The 14,636-nt window shown below is 70.4% G+C and carries 17 protein-coding genes; 7 read left to right on the forward strand and 10 right to left on the reverse strand.

Annotated features, from left to right (window positions below; translation table 11 throughout):
- Positions 1-70: 70 nt before the first annotated feature.
- The 4 genes from ACIRS4_RS00555 to ACIRS4_RS00570 form a co-directional block, all read right to left on the reverse strand.
- Positions 71-868: a maleylpyruvate isomerase family mycothiol-dependent enzyme gene (locus tag ACIRS4_RS00555; RefSeq protein WP_404187868.1), complete on the reverse strand. Its 798-nt coding sequence runs from the start codon at positions 866-868 to the stop codon at positions 71-73.
- Between the two features lie 215 nt (positions 869-1,083).
- Positions 1,084-1,887 carry an SDR family NAD(P)-dependent oxidoreductase gene (locus ACIRS4_RS00560; RefSeq protein WP_404187871.1) on the reverse strand — a complete coding sequence of 268 codons (804 nt, stop codon included), beginning with the start codon at positions 1,885-1,887 and terminating at the stop codon, positions 1,084-1,086.
- On the reverse strand, positions 1,884-2,891 hold the full coding sequence (locus ACIRS4_RS00565; protein ID WP_404187874.1) for an NADP-dependent oxidoreductase: 1,008 nt from the start codon (positions 2,889-2,891) through the stop codon (positions 1,884-1,886). The genes ACIRS4_RS00560 and ACIRS4_RS00565 overlap by 4 nt, the downstream gene beginning before the upstream one ends.
- 168 nt (positions 2,892-3,059) lie before the next feature.
- Complete coding sequence (locus ACIRS4_RS00570; protein ID WP_404189716.1) at positions 3,060-3,887, reverse strand: alpha/beta fold hydrolase; 828 nt, start codon at positions 3,885-3,887, stop codon at positions 3,060-3,062.
- Between the two features lie 77 nt (positions 3,888-3,964).
- Here ACIRS4_RS00570 and ACIRS4_RS00575 point away from each other — a divergent pair, with 77 nt between their 5' ends.
- Entirely contained in the window at positions 3,965-4,564 is a 600-nt protein-coding gene (locus ACIRS4_RS00575) for a sigma-70 family RNA polymerase sigma factor (protein WP_404187877.1), read from the forward strand.
- A gap of 121 nt (positions 4,565-4,685) precedes the next feature.
- Here ACIRS4_RS00575 and ACIRS4_RS00580 read toward each other — a convergent pair whose 3' ends face one another.
- From ACIRS4_RS00580 to ACIRS4_RS00590, 3 genes are all read right to left on the reverse strand, one after another.
- Entirely contained in the window at positions 4,686-5,417 is a 732-nt protein-coding gene (locus ACIRS4_RS00580) for an alpha/beta fold hydrolase (protein ID WP_404189719.1), read from the reverse strand.
- A 53-nt stretch (positions 5,418-5,470) separates the two neighbouring features.
- Positions 5,471-5,863, reverse strand: a complete 393-nt coding sequence (locus ACIRS4_RS00585; RefSeq protein WP_404187880.1) for an SgcJ/EcaC family oxidoreductase — start codon at positions 5,861-5,863, stop codon at positions 5,471-5,473.
- Positions 5,864-5,990: 127 nt separating this feature from the next.
- On the reverse strand, positions 5,991-6,626 hold the full coding sequence (locus ACIRS4_RS00590) for a histidine phosphatase family protein (RefSeq protein ID WP_404187883.1): 636 nt from the start codon (positions 6,624-6,626) through the stop codon (positions 5,991-5,993).
- Between the two features lie 151 nt (positions 6,627-6,777).
- On the opposite strand from ACIRS4_RS00590, the gene ACIRS4_RS00595 reads away from it, so the two are divergent.
- From ACIRS4_RS00595 to ACIRS4_RS00610, 4 genes are all read left to right on the forward strand, one after another.
- A complete protein-coding gene (locus ACIRS4_RS00595; RefSeq protein ID WP_404187886.1) occupies positions 6,778-7,734 on the forward strand; it encodes a GlxA family transcriptional regulator in 957 nt (318 codons plus the stop codon).
- A gap of 111 nt (positions 7,735-7,845) precedes the next feature.
- On the forward strand, positions 7,846-8,844 hold the full coding sequence (gene gap / locus ACIRS4_RS00600; protein ID WP_404187889.1) for a type I glyceraldehyde-3-phosphate dehydrogenase: 999 nt from the start codon (positions 7,846-7,848) through the stop codon (positions 8,842-8,844).
- 155 nt (positions 8,845-8,999) lie between these two features.
- The gene (locus tag ACIRS4_RS00605) at positions 9,000-9,749 is read left to right on the forward strand and encodes a class I SAM-dependent methyltransferase (RefSeq protein WP_404187893.1); all 750 of its coding nucleotides are present in this window, start codon (positions 9,000-9,002) and stop codon (positions 9,747-9,749) included.
- Between the two features lie 314 nt (positions 9,750-10,063).
- Positions 10,064-10,510 carry a hypothetical protein gene (locus ACIRS4_RS00610; RefSeq protein ID WP_404187896.1) on the forward strand — a complete coding sequence of 149 codons (447 nt, stop codon included), beginning with the start codon at positions 10,064-10,066 and terminating at the stop codon, positions 10,508-10,510.
- Positions 10,511-10,589: 79 nt separating this feature from the next.
- On the opposite strand, the gene ACIRS4_RS00615 is transcribed toward ACIRS4_RS00610, so the two are convergent.
- Complete coding sequence (locus ACIRS4_RS00615) at positions 10,590-11,552, reverse strand: TIGR01777 family oxidoreductase (RefSeq protein ID WP_404187900.1); 963 nt, start codon at positions 11,550-11,552, stop codon at positions 10,590-10,592.
- Between the two features lie 175 nt (positions 11,553-11,727).
- Here ACIRS4_RS00615 and ACIRS4_RS00620 point away from each other — a divergent pair, with 175 nt between their 5' ends.
- Positions 11,728-12,264: an AAA family ATPase gene (locus tag ACIRS4_RS00620; RefSeq protein WP_404187902.1), complete on the forward strand. Its 537-nt coding sequence runs from the start codon at positions 11,728-11,730 to the stop codon at positions 12,262-12,264.
- Positions 12,265-12,316: 52 nt separating this feature from the next.
- Positions 12,317-12,976 carry an MSMEG_1061 family FMN-dependent PPOX-type flavoprotein gene (locus ACIRS4_RS00625; protein WP_404187905.1) on the forward strand — a complete coding sequence of 220 codons (660 nt, stop codon included), beginning with the start codon at positions 12,317-12,319 and terminating at the stop codon, positions 12,974-12,976.
- Positions 12,977-13,229: 253 nt separating this feature from the next.
- Here ACIRS4_RS00625 and ACIRS4_RS00630 read toward each other — a convergent pair whose 3' ends face one another.
- Positions 13,230-13,589, reverse strand: a complete 360-nt coding sequence (locus tag ACIRS4_RS00630) for a hypothetical protein (RefSeq protein WP_404187908.1) — start codon at positions 13,587-13,589, stop codon at positions 13,230-13,232.
- An 89-nt stretch (positions 13,590-13,678) separates the two neighbouring features.
- Positions 13,679-14,572: an arsenite methyltransferase gene (gene arsM, locus ACIRS4_RS00635; RefSeq protein WP_404187911.1), complete on the reverse strand. Its 894-nt coding sequence runs from the start codon at positions 14,570-14,572 to the stop codon at positions 13,679-13,681.
- Between the last annotated feature and the right edge of the window lie 64 nt (positions 14,573-14,636).

Below are 14,636 nucleotides of genomic sequence, written 5' to 3' on the forward strand. Positions count from 1 at the left end.
CGGCCCTCAGCTCTGTCCTCCTCCGTCAGGGCCTGCCGGCTCCACCCGGGGTCCTTGACGATCCAGGACGTCAGAAGGAGGAGTTGGCGAACCAGTGGGCCAGCAGTCGCTCGTCTCCCTCGTGGGCCAGGGCCTCTGCCTCGTAGGGCAGTCGGCCGTAGAGGAGAAACAGCAAGTCGGCGGCGGTTCCCCGGACGGTCGCGTCGGCGGCGGCCGCGGCCGGGTGGGCGGTGTCGAGGCCGAAGCCGTCGGGCCGCAGGCGGACGACCCAGGCGTCGTCACCGTCGGTCGCGCGGAAGCGGATGGTGCTGTCGCTGCCGGACAGGTTGGCCACCTTCGGGGCAAAAAAGGCGGCGAAAGGCAGATTGACGAGGAACTCGTCGATCCCGTCGACCGCGGCCGGGCGGTCCACGGCGGGCCGGAGCCCGAGTGCGAGCTCCGCGTCGGCCCGGTGCAGCAGTGTCTCGAAGAGCATCCGGCGTGCCCAGAACCGGGCGTGCTGGTCGGCGCCCCATGCCCACATCGGCAGGTCCGGGTCGGTGGCCGCGAAGGCGTCCGCGGCCACCGTCGCGCTCTCGGCCAGCCAGTGGGCGTATCCGTTCACACGGTCCGGGAGCCGAAGGCCCACTTCACGTGTACGCGGGGGTTCCTGGATACGTGCCCGCAGCAGGACGGAGAACCAGCGCTGGACGCTGCCCGCGTGCTTGACCAGGTCGGCCAGCGTCCACCCGGGGCAGCTCGGCACCGCTGTGGCCATGTCCGCGTCCTTGATCACTGCGACGAAGCGGGCGGTCTCCGCTTCGACCGCCGCGCGGTGGTCGATCGTGCTGACGACGGACGCGTGCTGGGTGGGGTCGGACGGCTTCATGGTGAGCATGCCTTTCGGGGAAATTGCGCGTGGCCTTCATGGTGGCCGCCGCGGGCGGGAACCTCACGGCCGGGGTGGGACCCGGCGTACCCCGCCGAGCCCCCACCCGGTCACCTTCGGCGTGGCGCTGCCGATGGCGAACCGCCCTGCACCGTGGTCCGCCACGCCGAGTGCCCGATTCCTCCGGCACGGCCGGACATGCCGAATACCTCCGCTCAGGCGGCGGCAGTTCGGCCCGGGCCGGGGACCGTAGGAAATCGGAACGGTTCCGGGTCGCGGCCGGGCTGGATGAACCAGCACTCCCCCGTGCCGTCTCCGGTGACGATCCGCAGCACCGTGTCCGCCACGACCTCGGCCGGGATGATCGGCAGTCCCTGGCTGGAGAGGATGTCGCGCAGCGGGTCGATGATGCGCGACTCCGCGAAGCCCGGGCAGACGGCGTTGAAGCGCACGCTCTCCGGGGCGAGAGCCGGCCCCAGGGAGCGGGCGAGTCCCACGACCGCGTGCTTGTTGGCCGCGTAGACAGGGTCGAGCGGTACGGCCGTCAGCCCGGCCAGGGACGCGGTCGCCACGATCGAACCGCCGCCGCGGGCCCGCAGCGCCGGCAGGAAGGCGTGAGTGCCGAAGACCACGCCGTCGAGGTTGGCGCCCATGGCGCGCCGGTAGCGTGCCAGGTCGAAGTCGTCGCCGAGGCCGCATCCGGTCGCCACCCCGGCGTTGAGCACCGCGATGTCGACGCCGCCGCACTGCTCCACGGCGAAGTCCACGAGCGCGCGGTTGGCGTCGGGGTCGGAGACGTCGCAGGCGAGGAAGTGGCCGCCGGTCAGGTCGGCCACCTCGCGGCCGCCCCGTTCGTCGAGGTCCGCGACGACCACGCGCGCGCCCGCCTGCGCCAGCGTCAGCGCCGTGGCGCGGCCCAGGCCGCCGGCGCCGCCGGTGACGACGGCCACCTTGCCCCGGAGCGCGGCGCCGTCCGCGGGTCCTTGCCGCTCGGCGGCGTCGCTCTCGACGGCGGTCACGCCAGTTCCAGGACGAGCTTGCCGACGTTCTCGCCGCGGAAGAGCATCCCCAGCGTCTCGGGGAAGTCGTCCACGCTTCCCGTCACCACGTGTTCCTTGACCTTGATGCGGCCGTCCGCGATCCAGGCGGAGATGTCCTGCGCGGCCTGTGCGTAGCGCTTGGCGTAGTCGAAGACGACGAAGCCCTCCATGCGGGCGCGGCGCACGAGCAGCGAGAGGTAGTTGGACGGGCCCTTGACCGGCGTGGCGTTGTTGTACTGGCTGATCGCGCCGCAGATCACGACGCGCGCGTGCATCGCCAGCCGGGTAAGGGCCGCGTCGAGGATGTCCCCGCCGACGTTGTCGAAGTAGACGTCGATGCCGTCGGGGGCCTCGCGTCGCAGCGCCTTCCTGACGTCCTCGGCGCGGTAGTCGATCGCCGCGTCGAATCCGAGTTCGTCGGTGAGCATGGCGCACTTGTCCGGCCCGCCGGCGATGCCCACGACCCGGCAGCCCTTGGCCTTGGCGATCTGACCGGCGATGGTGCCGACCGCTCCGGCCGCGCCCGACACGACGACGGTCTCGCCGTCCTTGAGGGCGCCGACGTCCAGCAGGCCGAAGTAGGCGGTCATGCCGGGCATGCCCAGCGCTCCGAGGTACGTCGAGGGCGGGGCGAGGGAGGTGTCGATCTTCAGTGCGCCCTTGCCGTCGGAGACGACGTACTCCTGGACGCCGAAGGTGCCGACCACGTGATCGCCGGGCTGGTAGTCGGGGTGGTTGGATGCGGTGACCTCGATGACCGATCCGGCGCGCATCACCTCGCCGATGCCCACCGGCGGCAGATAGGAGGGGCGGTCGTCCAGCCAGCCCCGCATGGCAGGGTCCAGGGAGATGACGCGCGTCCGGCCGGCGAACCGGCCCGGGCCCGGCTCGTCGGCGGGCTCGGAACAGTGCTGCCAGTCTTCGGGCTTGACCTCGCCCACGGGGCGGGCTGCCAGACGGATCTGGCGGTTGGTCGCAGACATCGCGTCTCCTGTCGTTCACGGCTTCGCCCTCGCAGGGTACCGACCAGTAGGTATGTAGGGGGGCGTGACCTTCGCCACAGACCACATCGGCGGACATCGAGCCGGCCGACGTCGAGAGCCGGTGGCGGCCGGGATCAGCTGGTGCGCCGCCTGCGCAGGCGGGGTTCTTCACCCCAGGAATGCCGCGGTGGCCGCCACGAACCGGTCGGCGTCGTCGACCCAGGGGTAGTGGCCCGCTCCGGGCTGAACCACGAGGCGGGCGTCGGGGAACAGCGCCGCGAACTCGGCCGCCGACCGAGGAGGGCTGTTCATGTCGAACTCTCCGGTGAGCAGCAGTACGGGGGCCTCGCGGGCGGCGAGCGCCGCACGTGTGGTCTGCGGGTCGAAGGCGCCTTCGGCCGCGAAGAGCGTGACGGCTTCCTCGTTCTCCGGCCGGCCGGCCGAGTGGAGGCGCCGGGCCGTCGCGTCCCATCGGCCCCAGAAGAAGGGAGCGAGGGCTTCCCAGTCGCCGCCCGCGCCCTCGGCGATCGCCTCCAGAGCGGCGAACGCCTGCGGGAACCACGACTCGTGCGCACGGAGCAGCGCAAGCTCCCGCCGCGTCTGCGCACTGACCGCGATGCCGACGGCCCGGGGACTGGGGCCGATCAGGGCGAGTTTGCCGACGTTCTTCGGATACCGGGCCGTGTACTGCGTCGCGATGTTCGTCCCGGCGGAGTGGCCGAGCAGGTCCATCCGAGGGAGCGCGAGGTGCTCCCGTAGAGCCTCGACGTCGTCGACCAGATGATCGCAGCGGTAGGTGGAGGTGTCGTCGGGGATCGCGGACCGCCCGGTGCCTCGGAGATCGGGAATGATCAACTTGCGGTGGGCGGACAGGCCGCCCAGGTCTGCGAGGTAGCGGGAGCCGGCGGGACCTCCCGGGAGGCAGACGAGCGGGTCGCCGTCTCCGGTCACACGGTAGGCGAGCCGGGTTCCGTCAGGTGCCGAGAAGGTGGGCATGGCGCGGATCCTGTCAGTCATAACCCGGTTGTACAACTGGGTTATGACACCGGGCCGGTTCGGTGTATAACCGGGTCATGGCAGGCGAGGAGCACGCGCACCATCAGCCCGGGACGCTGACCGAGGAGCAGGCGAAACGCATGCTCGCCGGCATGAACGAGGTCATCCGCGCGGGCGAGGAGATGCGCCGGCTGCGCGCCGACATGGTCAAGCTGTTCGCCGACTTCGGCTGGACCCAGGACAGGATCGCGCGGCTCACCGAGATGAGTCAGCCCGCCGTGTCCAAGCAGGTCATGAAGTACAGGACGGGCGAGCCGCTCCCCCCGACGACGTTCTCCCTCGACCAGTACGACGTGCCCTGGCTCGAAGGACGCCTCTGGGGCCTCGCCGAGGAGATCGCCGAGAACCATGACAGCGCCCGCTGCGCTCGCTGTCTCCACGCCCTCGCCAGAGGCAAGAAGCGCTTCACGCCCCAGAACGTCGACGAGTTGCGGCGCCTCGTCGAAGAGGACCTCATGGCGCACCGGACGGAGATGCCGAGCAGTTACCGCAGCGCATACGACGAGATCAGTCGCGGACTCGACATCCCCGCGAGGGTCACCGCCACCGGATCGGCTTCCATGCGACGTGCCCTCGCCTGCCAACTCCAGCGCGACCGGCTCAGAGGCGACTCCTGAGCGGTTGTCACGACGACCGGAGCTCCGCGCCCTGACCGATCCGGGACGGCGTCCGCACGCGCGGCCTGTCCGGCGCCCGGCGCCCCGCCGCGTCCGGCGGCCTCTCGCCGTACGCGGCCAGTCAGCGCAGGAAGTCCAGCAGCGCCTGACCGAGCTCGGCCGGCGCCTCTTCGGGCAGGAAGTGGCCGGCTTCGGGGATGACCAGCCCGGTGACGTCCGTGGCCACCATGCGCATGGTCTCCTCCGGCATGGCGCCTGTGCTGTACTGGCCGCCCACCGCCAGGACCGGGATGGTCAGCGGGCCCTCGTCGCGCCAGCGCAGGACGTGTTCGGCGGATGTCTCCAGAGTCCGGTAGAACTCGAAGCTGGCCCGCAGGGCGGCAGGGTCGCGCAGCTGGTCGACGTAGACATCGATGACGTGCTGCGGGATGGCGCCGGGGGTGGCGGTCCTGGACGTGAAGGTGTGGCCGAAGTAGATCTCCTCGCGGCCGGCGACCATGCGCTCGTTGATGTCCTGCAGCCGGTTGAAGGCGAAGTGCCACAGGAATTCGTTGGTGGCCGGGTCCGACATCAGCGGCGGGGACGGCGAGACGCCGGGGAGGATCGACTCGGCGCCGACGAGCCGGGTGACGCGGTCGCGGTGACTCGCGGCCAGTGCGTGGCCGACCAGCATGCCGAGGTCGTAGCCGACGACGGCGAAGCGGTCGCGACCCAGCGCGGTCATCAGGGCGGCCATGTCGTCGGCGAGCGTGGCGGCGTCGTCACCGGTGGCGGGCTTGTCGCTGGCGCACCAGGTCGAGGACCTCTGGGCCCGTCTGCCGGCGACCTCGCCGCCTCCGCGCGGGACGCCGATCCGTCATCGCACGCCGGCGCACCTGAGGCCCGACCGGGCGATCGCCCGGGTACCTAACCGGCACGCACCTCGGTGTTCTGGCATGCGTGCAGCAGCCACCTGCCGTCGTCCTGCTTGGTCATGACGTAGAGCGGAGCTCCTTCGCTGTCGCCCTCTGCCGAGTGGTACACCTGGCGGACCTTGACGGCCGCCACGTCGGGCCGCAGGAACTGCGTGTGCACCGCCTCGTAGGTGACCTCACCGTCCCAGCTCGCGGTGGGCAGGACGGTGCGGGTGAACGCGGCGATCGCGTCGAAGCCGATGAGGACCTTGCCGTGTGCGGTGGTCCACAGGGCGTCAGGATGGAACAGCGCGAGGAAACCCTCCACGTCCTTGGCGCGCTGGGCGCGCTCGACGGCGGCCACGACCTGTTCGATGGCTTTGATGTCTGCGGTCTCGGTGGTCATGCAGGCCACTTTGGCACCTCAAGCACGCTTGAGGTCAAGGACCACACCGAAAGCAGGGCAGACAAGTCGGTTCAGTGTCAGGGCAGTTGGGGGCGGACGGCGGCAGCATCGTCGGAACGCCGCTCCGTCAGACATGGATTCCGTGATGGCTGACCACGCCGGGCGCGGTCAGCGTGGTGAGGGGCACGGACGGTGACTGACGAAGGTCCTGGACAGAGGAGACGTAAGCCGTCCTGATGTTCCAGACGCCGTCACGGCACGTGAGGTGGACCGTGCGCAGGGGCGGCACCGGAAGTTTCCAGAATGCCCGCAGCGGCGCGGCCAGGGCGTGGACGAGCACGGCCTGCAGCACGGGCGCTTCGACGATGGCCAGGGTGCGGGCGGTGTCCGGCGGCAGCTCGCTGAGCCAGTCCCCGATCCGCTCGCAGAGCCGGCGCGTGGTCTCGCCGCCGTGCGGGGCGGCGTCCGGGTCGGTCAGCCACCTGCTGTACCCGTACGGGTCCGCGGCGACGATCTCGGCGACCGTGCGGCCACGCCAGGCGCCGTAGTCGATGTCGCGCAGCTCGGGCTCCACCGCGGCCCGCAGTCCGAGGGCTGTGGCGACCAGCGCGGAAGCCACCGAAGGGGACATCAGGGTCGCCGTGTGCGCGGGAAGCGACGCCAGGGAGGCGCCCGCGCCGTCGAGGTCACGCTCGCTGAGCGGTGCGGGGCCGAAGGTGGTGTGCGTCGGACGCACGCACAGAAGTGTCAAGCGGATCGTCATGCGGACGCCTCCTCGTCGGCCCGGTGCTGGCGACAGTGCAACGCCATGCTCCCCAGGGTTCGGGCACGGGCCTGCCGCAGCAATCCGCCAGGAGACCGGAACACCCCCGCCGACCGGCGTATCGACGTCACACCCGACGTAATCTCTTTCCGTGCCGACCTCCCGCCTCCATCGTGTCGCCGTCCTCGTGCTCGAGGGCGCCAAGCCGCTGGATGTCGGGATTCCCGCGCAGGTGTTCACGACCCGGGCGAGCATGCCGTACGAGGTGCGGGTGTGCGGGGCGACACCGGGGCTCGTCACCGGCGGGGACGGTCTCGCCTACCACGTCGGCCACGGTCTCGACGCGCTCGCGTGGGCCGACATCGTCTTCGTCCCCGGGTACCGGTCCCCGGACCGCGACGACCCGCCGCGGGCCGTCGTCGACGCCCTGATCGCCGCCCACGCCCGGGGTGCGCGGCTGGCCGCCATCTCGACGGGCGCCTTCGCGTTGGCCGCAACGGGCCTGCTCGACGGCCGGCGCGCCACGACGCACTGGCACTACACGCGTGCCCTCGCGGCGGGGCATCCGCTCGTCCGGGTCGACGAGAACGTGCTGTTCGTCGACGAGGGCAGTGTGCTCACCTCGGCCGGCGCCGCCTCCGGGATCGACCTGTGCCTGCACATCCTGCGGGGCGACCTCGGCGTGGCCGCGTCCAACCACGCGGCCCGGCGCCTGGTCGCGGCTCCCTACCGCAGCGGGGGCCAGGCCCAGTACGTGCCGCGCAGCGTCCCCGAACCGATCGGCGAGCGCTTCGGCGCCACCCGCGAGTGGGCGCTGCACCGGCTCGGTGAGCCCCTCACCCTCGACCTGCTGGCGCGGCGGGCGGGGGTCTCGCCGCGCACGTTCTCCCGGCGCTTCGTCGAGGAGACCGGTTACACCCCGATGCAGTGGGTGATGCGCGCCCGTGTCGACCTGGCCCGTGAACTGCTCGAAAGCTCGCAGCGCAGCGTCGAGCAGATCGCCGCCGACGTCGGGCTCGGCACCGGCGCGAATCTGCGCCTGCACTTCCAGCGCATCCTGGGCACCACACCGAGCGAGTACCGGCGCACCTTCACCCTGGGTGAATAACCCGCCCGGCGCGCTCGCCATGGCGAGATCCTTTTGAACCGTGGCGATCACGCCACTGTCAGCGGTGCCGGACGCGCAGGAGTCTGGTGGCGAAGGGAAGGGACATCACTCATGACTCGCATCGCCATCAACGGATTCGGCCGCATCGGACGCAATGTGCTGCGTGCGCTGCTGGAGCGCGACAGCGCCCTCGAGATCGTCGCCGTCAACGACCTCACCGAGCCCGCCACCCTCGCCCGGCTGCTCGCGTACGACAGCACGGCCGGCCGGCTGGGGCGCCCGGTGACCGTCGACGAGGGCGCGCTCGTCGTCGACGGCCGTCGGATCAAGGTGCTGGCCGAGCGCGACCCGGCGCAGCTGCCGTGGGCGGAGCTCGGCGTCGACATCGTCCTGGAAGCCACCGGCCGCTTCACCTCGGCGAAGGCCGCCCGCGCGCACCTCGACGCGGGCGCCAAGAAGGTGCTCGTCAGCGCTCCGTCGGACGGCGCCGACGTCACGCTCGCGTTCGGGGTCAACACCGATGCCTACGACCCGGCCGTGCACACGGTCGTCTCCAACGCCTCGTGCACCACCAACGCGCTCGCACCGCTCGCCGCGGTCCTCGATCGGCTCGCCGGCATCGAGCACGGGTTCATGACGACGGTGCACGCCTACACGCAGGAGCAGAACCTGCAGGACGGCCCGCACCGCGACGCCCGTCGCGCACGGGCCGCCGGGGTCAACATCGTGCCGACCACGACCGGTGCCGCCAAGGCGATCGGCCTGGTGCTGCCGAACCTCGACGGCAAGCTGTCGGGCGACTCGATCCGCGTACCGGTGCCGGTGGGCTCGATCGTCGAACTCAACACGACCGTCACCCGTGATGTGACGCTCGACGACGTGCTGGCGGCGTACCGCACCGCGGCCGAGGGGCCGCTCGCCGGGATCCTCGAGTACTCGGAGGACCCGCTCGTGTCGTCCGACATCACGGGCAACCCGGCGTCGTCGATCTTCGACTCGGCCCTCACCCGCGTCGACGGCCGACACGTGAAGGTGGTCGCCTGGTACGACAACGAGTGGGGCTTCTCCAACCGAGTGATCGACACACTCGAGTTGCTGGGCGCCCGCTGACCGGACCGGGCTCCATCCCGGCTGACGTCTCGCGGGGCACGGCGGCCGCCGCCGTGCCCCGCGAGACGGTCCCCGAGGTGTCGCGGGTGGGCCGGTCGGGCGGCGTCCCCGATATCCGAGTGAATATGGGGAAGTTGCTGCGTAGGGTGACGAGCGTGGACCCAGCTGACTTCTACACCGGCATCGTCGCGGAGATATACGGACCGCTGAAGTCCTTCCCTCAGGACCACGAGCCCTACGCAGCCTTCATCCGACAAGCGGGCATGCCTGCACTGGAGTTGGGGTGCGGGGACGGTGATCCCCTGCTCGAACTGCGCCGCCTTGGCCTGGACGTCGACGGCGTTGACTCGTCCGCCGACATGCTGGAGCGGCTGAGACGCCGGGCAGACGAACAGGGCGTCCGCGTCACCGTGTTCCACCAGCGCATGGAGGCTCTGAACGTGCCTCGCCGCTACGGGGCGATCTTCCTCGCCGGGCCGACCTTCACGCTGCTCCCCGACGACGCGACAGCGACGGCCGCCTTGCGCGGCATCCGCGCTCACCTGGCTGACGGCGGTACCGCCCTGGTGCCTCTGTTCACTCCCGCTCCGACCCCTGCGGAACAGATCGGCCGGGTGCGCACGGCCGTCGGTCCCGATGGCGCCGAATTCCGGGTGTCTGTCGTCGCCGAACAGCGGGACGAGGCAGCCCGGACACAGACGACGCTGCTGCGCTACGAACGCCACCATGGCTCGGACAGCATCGTCGAGGACCGCCCGTGGACCATGCACTGGTACCCCCGGGAGCGGTTCGAGGAGCTCGCGGCGGCTGCCGGCCTGGCCGTGACGGCGGTCACCGATACCGCCGGCAGGCCGGCCCCTGCCGATGCCGCCGAGTTGCTGTACTTCCGGCTGCACGTCGCCTGACCTCCCCGCCTGAGAAGTCAGGGGACCACCTGCGCGACAGTGCCACAGCACGCGACGGTCGGGGGCCCGCTCGTCACGGCGGCCCGATACTGCTCCGTCAGGCTGTGCACATACCCGGAACTGTGGCTTCCACCACGGCGAGTGCGGTGTTGTGCTGGTGAGATCGCGGGATGCTCGGTTTCCTCATCCGTCGCCTGCCGTTCTCCCGCGAATTCCCGAACGCCCCGCTCATTAGGGCGTGGAGAGCACTCCGGTGAAGAGCGAGGTCGGCTTTGCTGACCATGTGTCAGTCAGGGCATGGCAGAATCCCCGGCATGCCGTTGTGCGACTACTTCTCCGCCGCTGACGACGAGGCTGCCGTCGCCGTCCTCCGGGTTCCGGAAGGGCCGGGTCGGTCGGGCCTCGACGTGGTCTCGCTGAAGAACATCGACCCGGTCGTCGCGATCGCCCGGCTAGAAGCGATCATGACGGGCTGCAGCTTCGCGGAGGCCGGCGGTCGTCCGCGATCCGGGCAGCTGCTGTCCGACCCGGAGGAAGGCGGGGCGTTCGTGGTCAGCCTGACGGACACCTTGGCCGCCGCCCTCGCTTCGGCGTCGCAGGACGACCTCGACCGCTTCGCGGAGCCGTGGTCGAAGACGGACGAGCTCCGGCAGACGGGCATCAGCGTCGAGTCCACGACTGGCGTTCTGCAAGCCCTGGCCGGTCTGGCTCAGCGCGCTCACACCTCCGGCCGGCGGCTGTACTGCTGGTGGGCTCTGTGACTCACCGACGTCCGGTCCGCACGGGCCGCCGCCCGGGGACCGAGGAGGCGGCCGGACCGGCCATCACCCCGCATGCCGTTCACCGGCGTGTCGCTGTACCCTCTCCGACCCGTTTGCGGCGCACCAACTCATCCGCCGCCTGCGGCCATTGTGCGTACCAGAAGTCGAAGCCTGCCTGAGTCAGTCGGCCCGGAACGACACGGCGGCTCTTCAGCAGCAGTTCGGTGTCGGAACGCAGAGCGAACGCGCCGACCTCGGCCATCCACTTGGTCGCGGGGAGACCCACCGGTACACCCCACGCGGAGCGCAGGGTGCGCATGAACGCGCGCTGCGGCAGAGGATGAGGTGCCGCCAGGTTCACCGGCCCTGCGATGTCCTCCCGGTCGATCAGGAATTCCACCGCGCGCACGAAGTCGTGTTCGTGGATCCACGACACGTACTGCGCCCCGCCGGCGACCGGGCCTCCGAGCCCCAGGCGGGCCAGTCCCAGCAGGACGGCGAAGACCCCGCCGGGGTCCGGGCTCATCACCATGGCCGAGCGCAGCGCGACCTTGCGTGTGGCCGGCGTTTCGGCCTGCTGCTGAGCCTGCTCCCAGGCCTTGGCGATCTCGACGCTGTACGCCCAGTAGTCCGGAACGCCCGGCTCGGTACCGCCGATCAGGCCGGCGGCCTCGTCGTTGGGGGCGTCAAAGCGGTGTGCGTACACCGTGGCGGTGCTCATCTGCAGCCAGACCCGGGGCGGTCGGGTGGCGCCCGCGATCGCGGCGCCCACGACCCGGGTGGAGTCGACCCGGGAGTTCATCATTTCGTGCAGGTTGGCGGGCGTGTAACGGCAACTCACAGTGCGCCCGGCCAAGTTGATCACAACATCACTGCCGTCCACCACCTCCGCCCATGGCCCCAGGGTCCGACCGTCCCATTGGATCTCGCCCTCGCGCCCGGGGCGTCTGGTGAGAACCACGACCTCGTGGCCGGCGGCGTCCAGTGCGCGCTTCAGGACCGCGCCGACCTGCCCGGTCCCCCCGGGAATCACAATCTTCACCGGCTGCCCCTCCTTCGTCCGAGGTGAGCCTAGACCTAAAGCTGAACACGTTCAAAATTCGGGGACGCGGAGGGCTGCGACGTCGACGGTCCAGACCTCCTGGTCGCAACACCCTTGCCTGATCGCGGCGAACAGCATCGTCGGCCTCCGGCGCGGCCACGTCTACGCTGGCGGCATGACCTTGGTGTGGGTGACGGGCAATTCAGGGACCGGCAAGTCCACGGTCTGCGGGATGCTGCGAGAGCGCGGCCACGTCGCGCTCGACGCCGACGAGGACGGCTTCAGTCGCTGGTTCGACCGCGCCGACGGCGAGGTGGTGACAGACCCTCCCTTTCCAGTTCCCGGAGGTTGGCTCGATCGCTACGGGTGGGCGATCGTCCGCGAGCGCGTTCAGAATCTCGTCGATGAGTCTCGTACCGGAGTCATGTTCTTGTGCGGGTCGGCGGAGAACGAGGCAGACGTCCTCGACCTCTTCGACATTGTCGTGTGCCTGGTGATCGACGAGGCCACGCTTCGCCACCGACTCGCGACCCGCACCACGAACCCGTTCGGCCGGCATCCCGAAGAGCTCGCAGCGGCACTCGAGTGGAATCCTCGGATGCGAGCGATGTACGAAAGCCGCGGTGCGACGATCATCGACGCCTCCAAGCCGGTGACCGAGGTGGTGGACAGCGTGATCGACGCGGTTCAGGGACTGGGAGGCAATGCGTAGGACTCGCCGTGAGGCCGAGATCCGTCACAGGCCGGCCCAGTAGGGTCGTGGCATGACGACTTCCGTTGCCGGCAGCGCTTTCGACTCACTCCAACTCGACGCCGTGCGCGATCAGGAGACGCTGCGCCGGGCCTACGAACTCCCCAGCGACGCGGCGATGCGCAAGCAGATGACCGAACTCACCGAGCAGACAAGGCGGTTGATCGGCTGCTCGTCGCTGGTTCTGATCGCCAGCGCGGACGCCGAGGGCAATTGCGACGTTTCCCCGCGCGGCGGCCCTGCCGGGTTCGTCGCGGTCCTGGACGCGCGGACGGTGGCCATACCGGACGCGACCGGCAACAAGCGTCTCGACACCCTGCAGAACGTCATCGCCACCGGGCGGGCCGGGCTTTTGTTCATGACTCCGGGGCGCACCACGACGCTCAGGGTGAACGGCCGGGCCTGCGTCTCCACTCGCCCGGAGCTGCTGTCACAGCTGACCGCCGTGGGCAAGCCGCCGGCCAGTGCACTGGTGATCGGGATCGAGGAGGTCTACCCGCACTGTCCCAAGTCGCTGCTGCGCAGCGGGGCTTGGAAGCCCGAGCAGTGGCTGCCGGCGGATGCACAGCCGACCTCGGCCGAGGTGACGCTGGCCCAACTGCGGATGCCAGGGCTGACGATCGCCGACATCGAGCAGGCCGAGGCGGATTCGCTGAAGTACCGGTACGAGTGACGGCCGACCGGCCAGGGGTCACCTGACACCTGTCAGGCGCTCCTCCCGCGCTTTCGGCGGGAGTCGGCAGCGCCTGACAGGGCCCGGCAGACGGATCACGCGGCGTTCGCCGGGCTGTGCGGGCAGAGCAGTTCTCGGTTGCACCGCGCAACGACCGCCGGACGCCGTTTTCGCGCGGTCGCATGGCTTCCTCGACGCAAGCAGCGGCGCGGCTGACGGCACCCGAAGCGTGTTGGTCCGGTAGGTCGGTCGGTCAATGATCGGAATAGCTGAAGTCGCCCACTGTCCAGGCACTCACGTCCTCGATGGCGACGCGGTACATCCCGCCCGTCTCCGGGATACCCACGGTGCCCTGCAGGATCCGGGCGACGTGGAAGTGGAGATGAGTGGGCGGCCCGTCCCCTTTCGCCGCGGCGTCGAAGACCGCGGAGAACTCGCCGAGATCGGCGGAGTCCGTCAGCACCTCCGAGACCCTCTGCCTCCACATGGCTTCTGGAGCAAGCCGACCGGTGATGACAGCACCACCGGTGACCACGGTCAGAGACATCTGACTGCTCTGCCCGGACTCCACAAGAGCGGCGATGTCAACGATCAGCTCGTCAGGCTTCGACATGAGACCTGATTCTATCCACCCGCCCGGCGCGCGGCTGCGGCAATGCCACTGAGCGAGGCGTGGACAGCGCCGTCCCGGTGGACGCTTCTTCAGTCCTGGCAGCCGCATCCGGCGGCACTCTTGGCCTCGGTCACGGTGACGGAGGGGTCGGCCGCCTGTTCGCCCGGGGTGCAGCAGGCGGTGACGCCGCAGCAGGAGTCGCCTGTCGTGGAGGTGTCCGGTGCGGTGGCAGGGGTGGGCTTGGTGGCGCGAACGATGGCGGAGTGCATGCCGTCGGCTACCGGGTGGGTCGGGGTGATCTCGATGTCCTTGAAGCCGGCCGCCTCCAGCCCCGCGCGGTATTCGGCGAAGGACAGTGCGCCGGCGATGCAGCCGACGTAGTCGCCGCGTTCGGCCCGCTGTTCGGTGGTGAGGGTGTCGTCCGCGACGACGTCGGAGACACCGATCCGGCCGCCGGGCCTGAGGACGCGGAAGGTTTCGGCGAACACGGCGGGCTTGTCGACGGACAGGTTGATCACGCAGTTGGAGATCACGACGTCGATGGTGTTCGCGGGCAGCGGGACCGCCTCGATCGCGCCCTTGAGGAACTCGACGTTCGTCGCGCCGGCCTCCGCGGCGTTGGCGAGGGCCAGCGCGAGCATCTCCTCGGTCATGTCGAGCCCGTACGCCTTGCCGGTGGGTCCGACGCGGCGGGCGGAGAGGAGGACGTCGATTCCGCCGCCCGAGCCGAGGTCGAGGACGCGTTCGCCCTCGCGGAGTTCGGCGACGGCGGTGGGGTTGCCGCAGCCCAGGGAGGCGGCGACCGCCGCGACCGGCAGGGCGTCGCGCTCGTTGGCGGCATAGAGGGTGGAGCCGAAGTCGTCGTCGATCTCGACCGGCTCGGGCCCGCAGCAGGCGGTGCCTCCCCCGGTGACCTTCACGGCCGCCGCGGCGTACCGCCGGCGGACGGTTTCACGCAGGTCGGCGGTGGTCTGCTCGCTCATGACTCACTCCTAGACGATGGGCCGCACATGGGTCCGGAACGGCCTGTATCGATGTTCATTGATG

Origin of the sequence: Streptomyces sp. NPDC101166 (assembly GCF_044768125.1) — a bacterium.
In the GTDB taxonomy this organism is placed as follows: domain Bacteria; phylum Actinomycetota; class Actinomycetes; order Streptomycetales; family Streptomycetaceae; genus Streptomyces.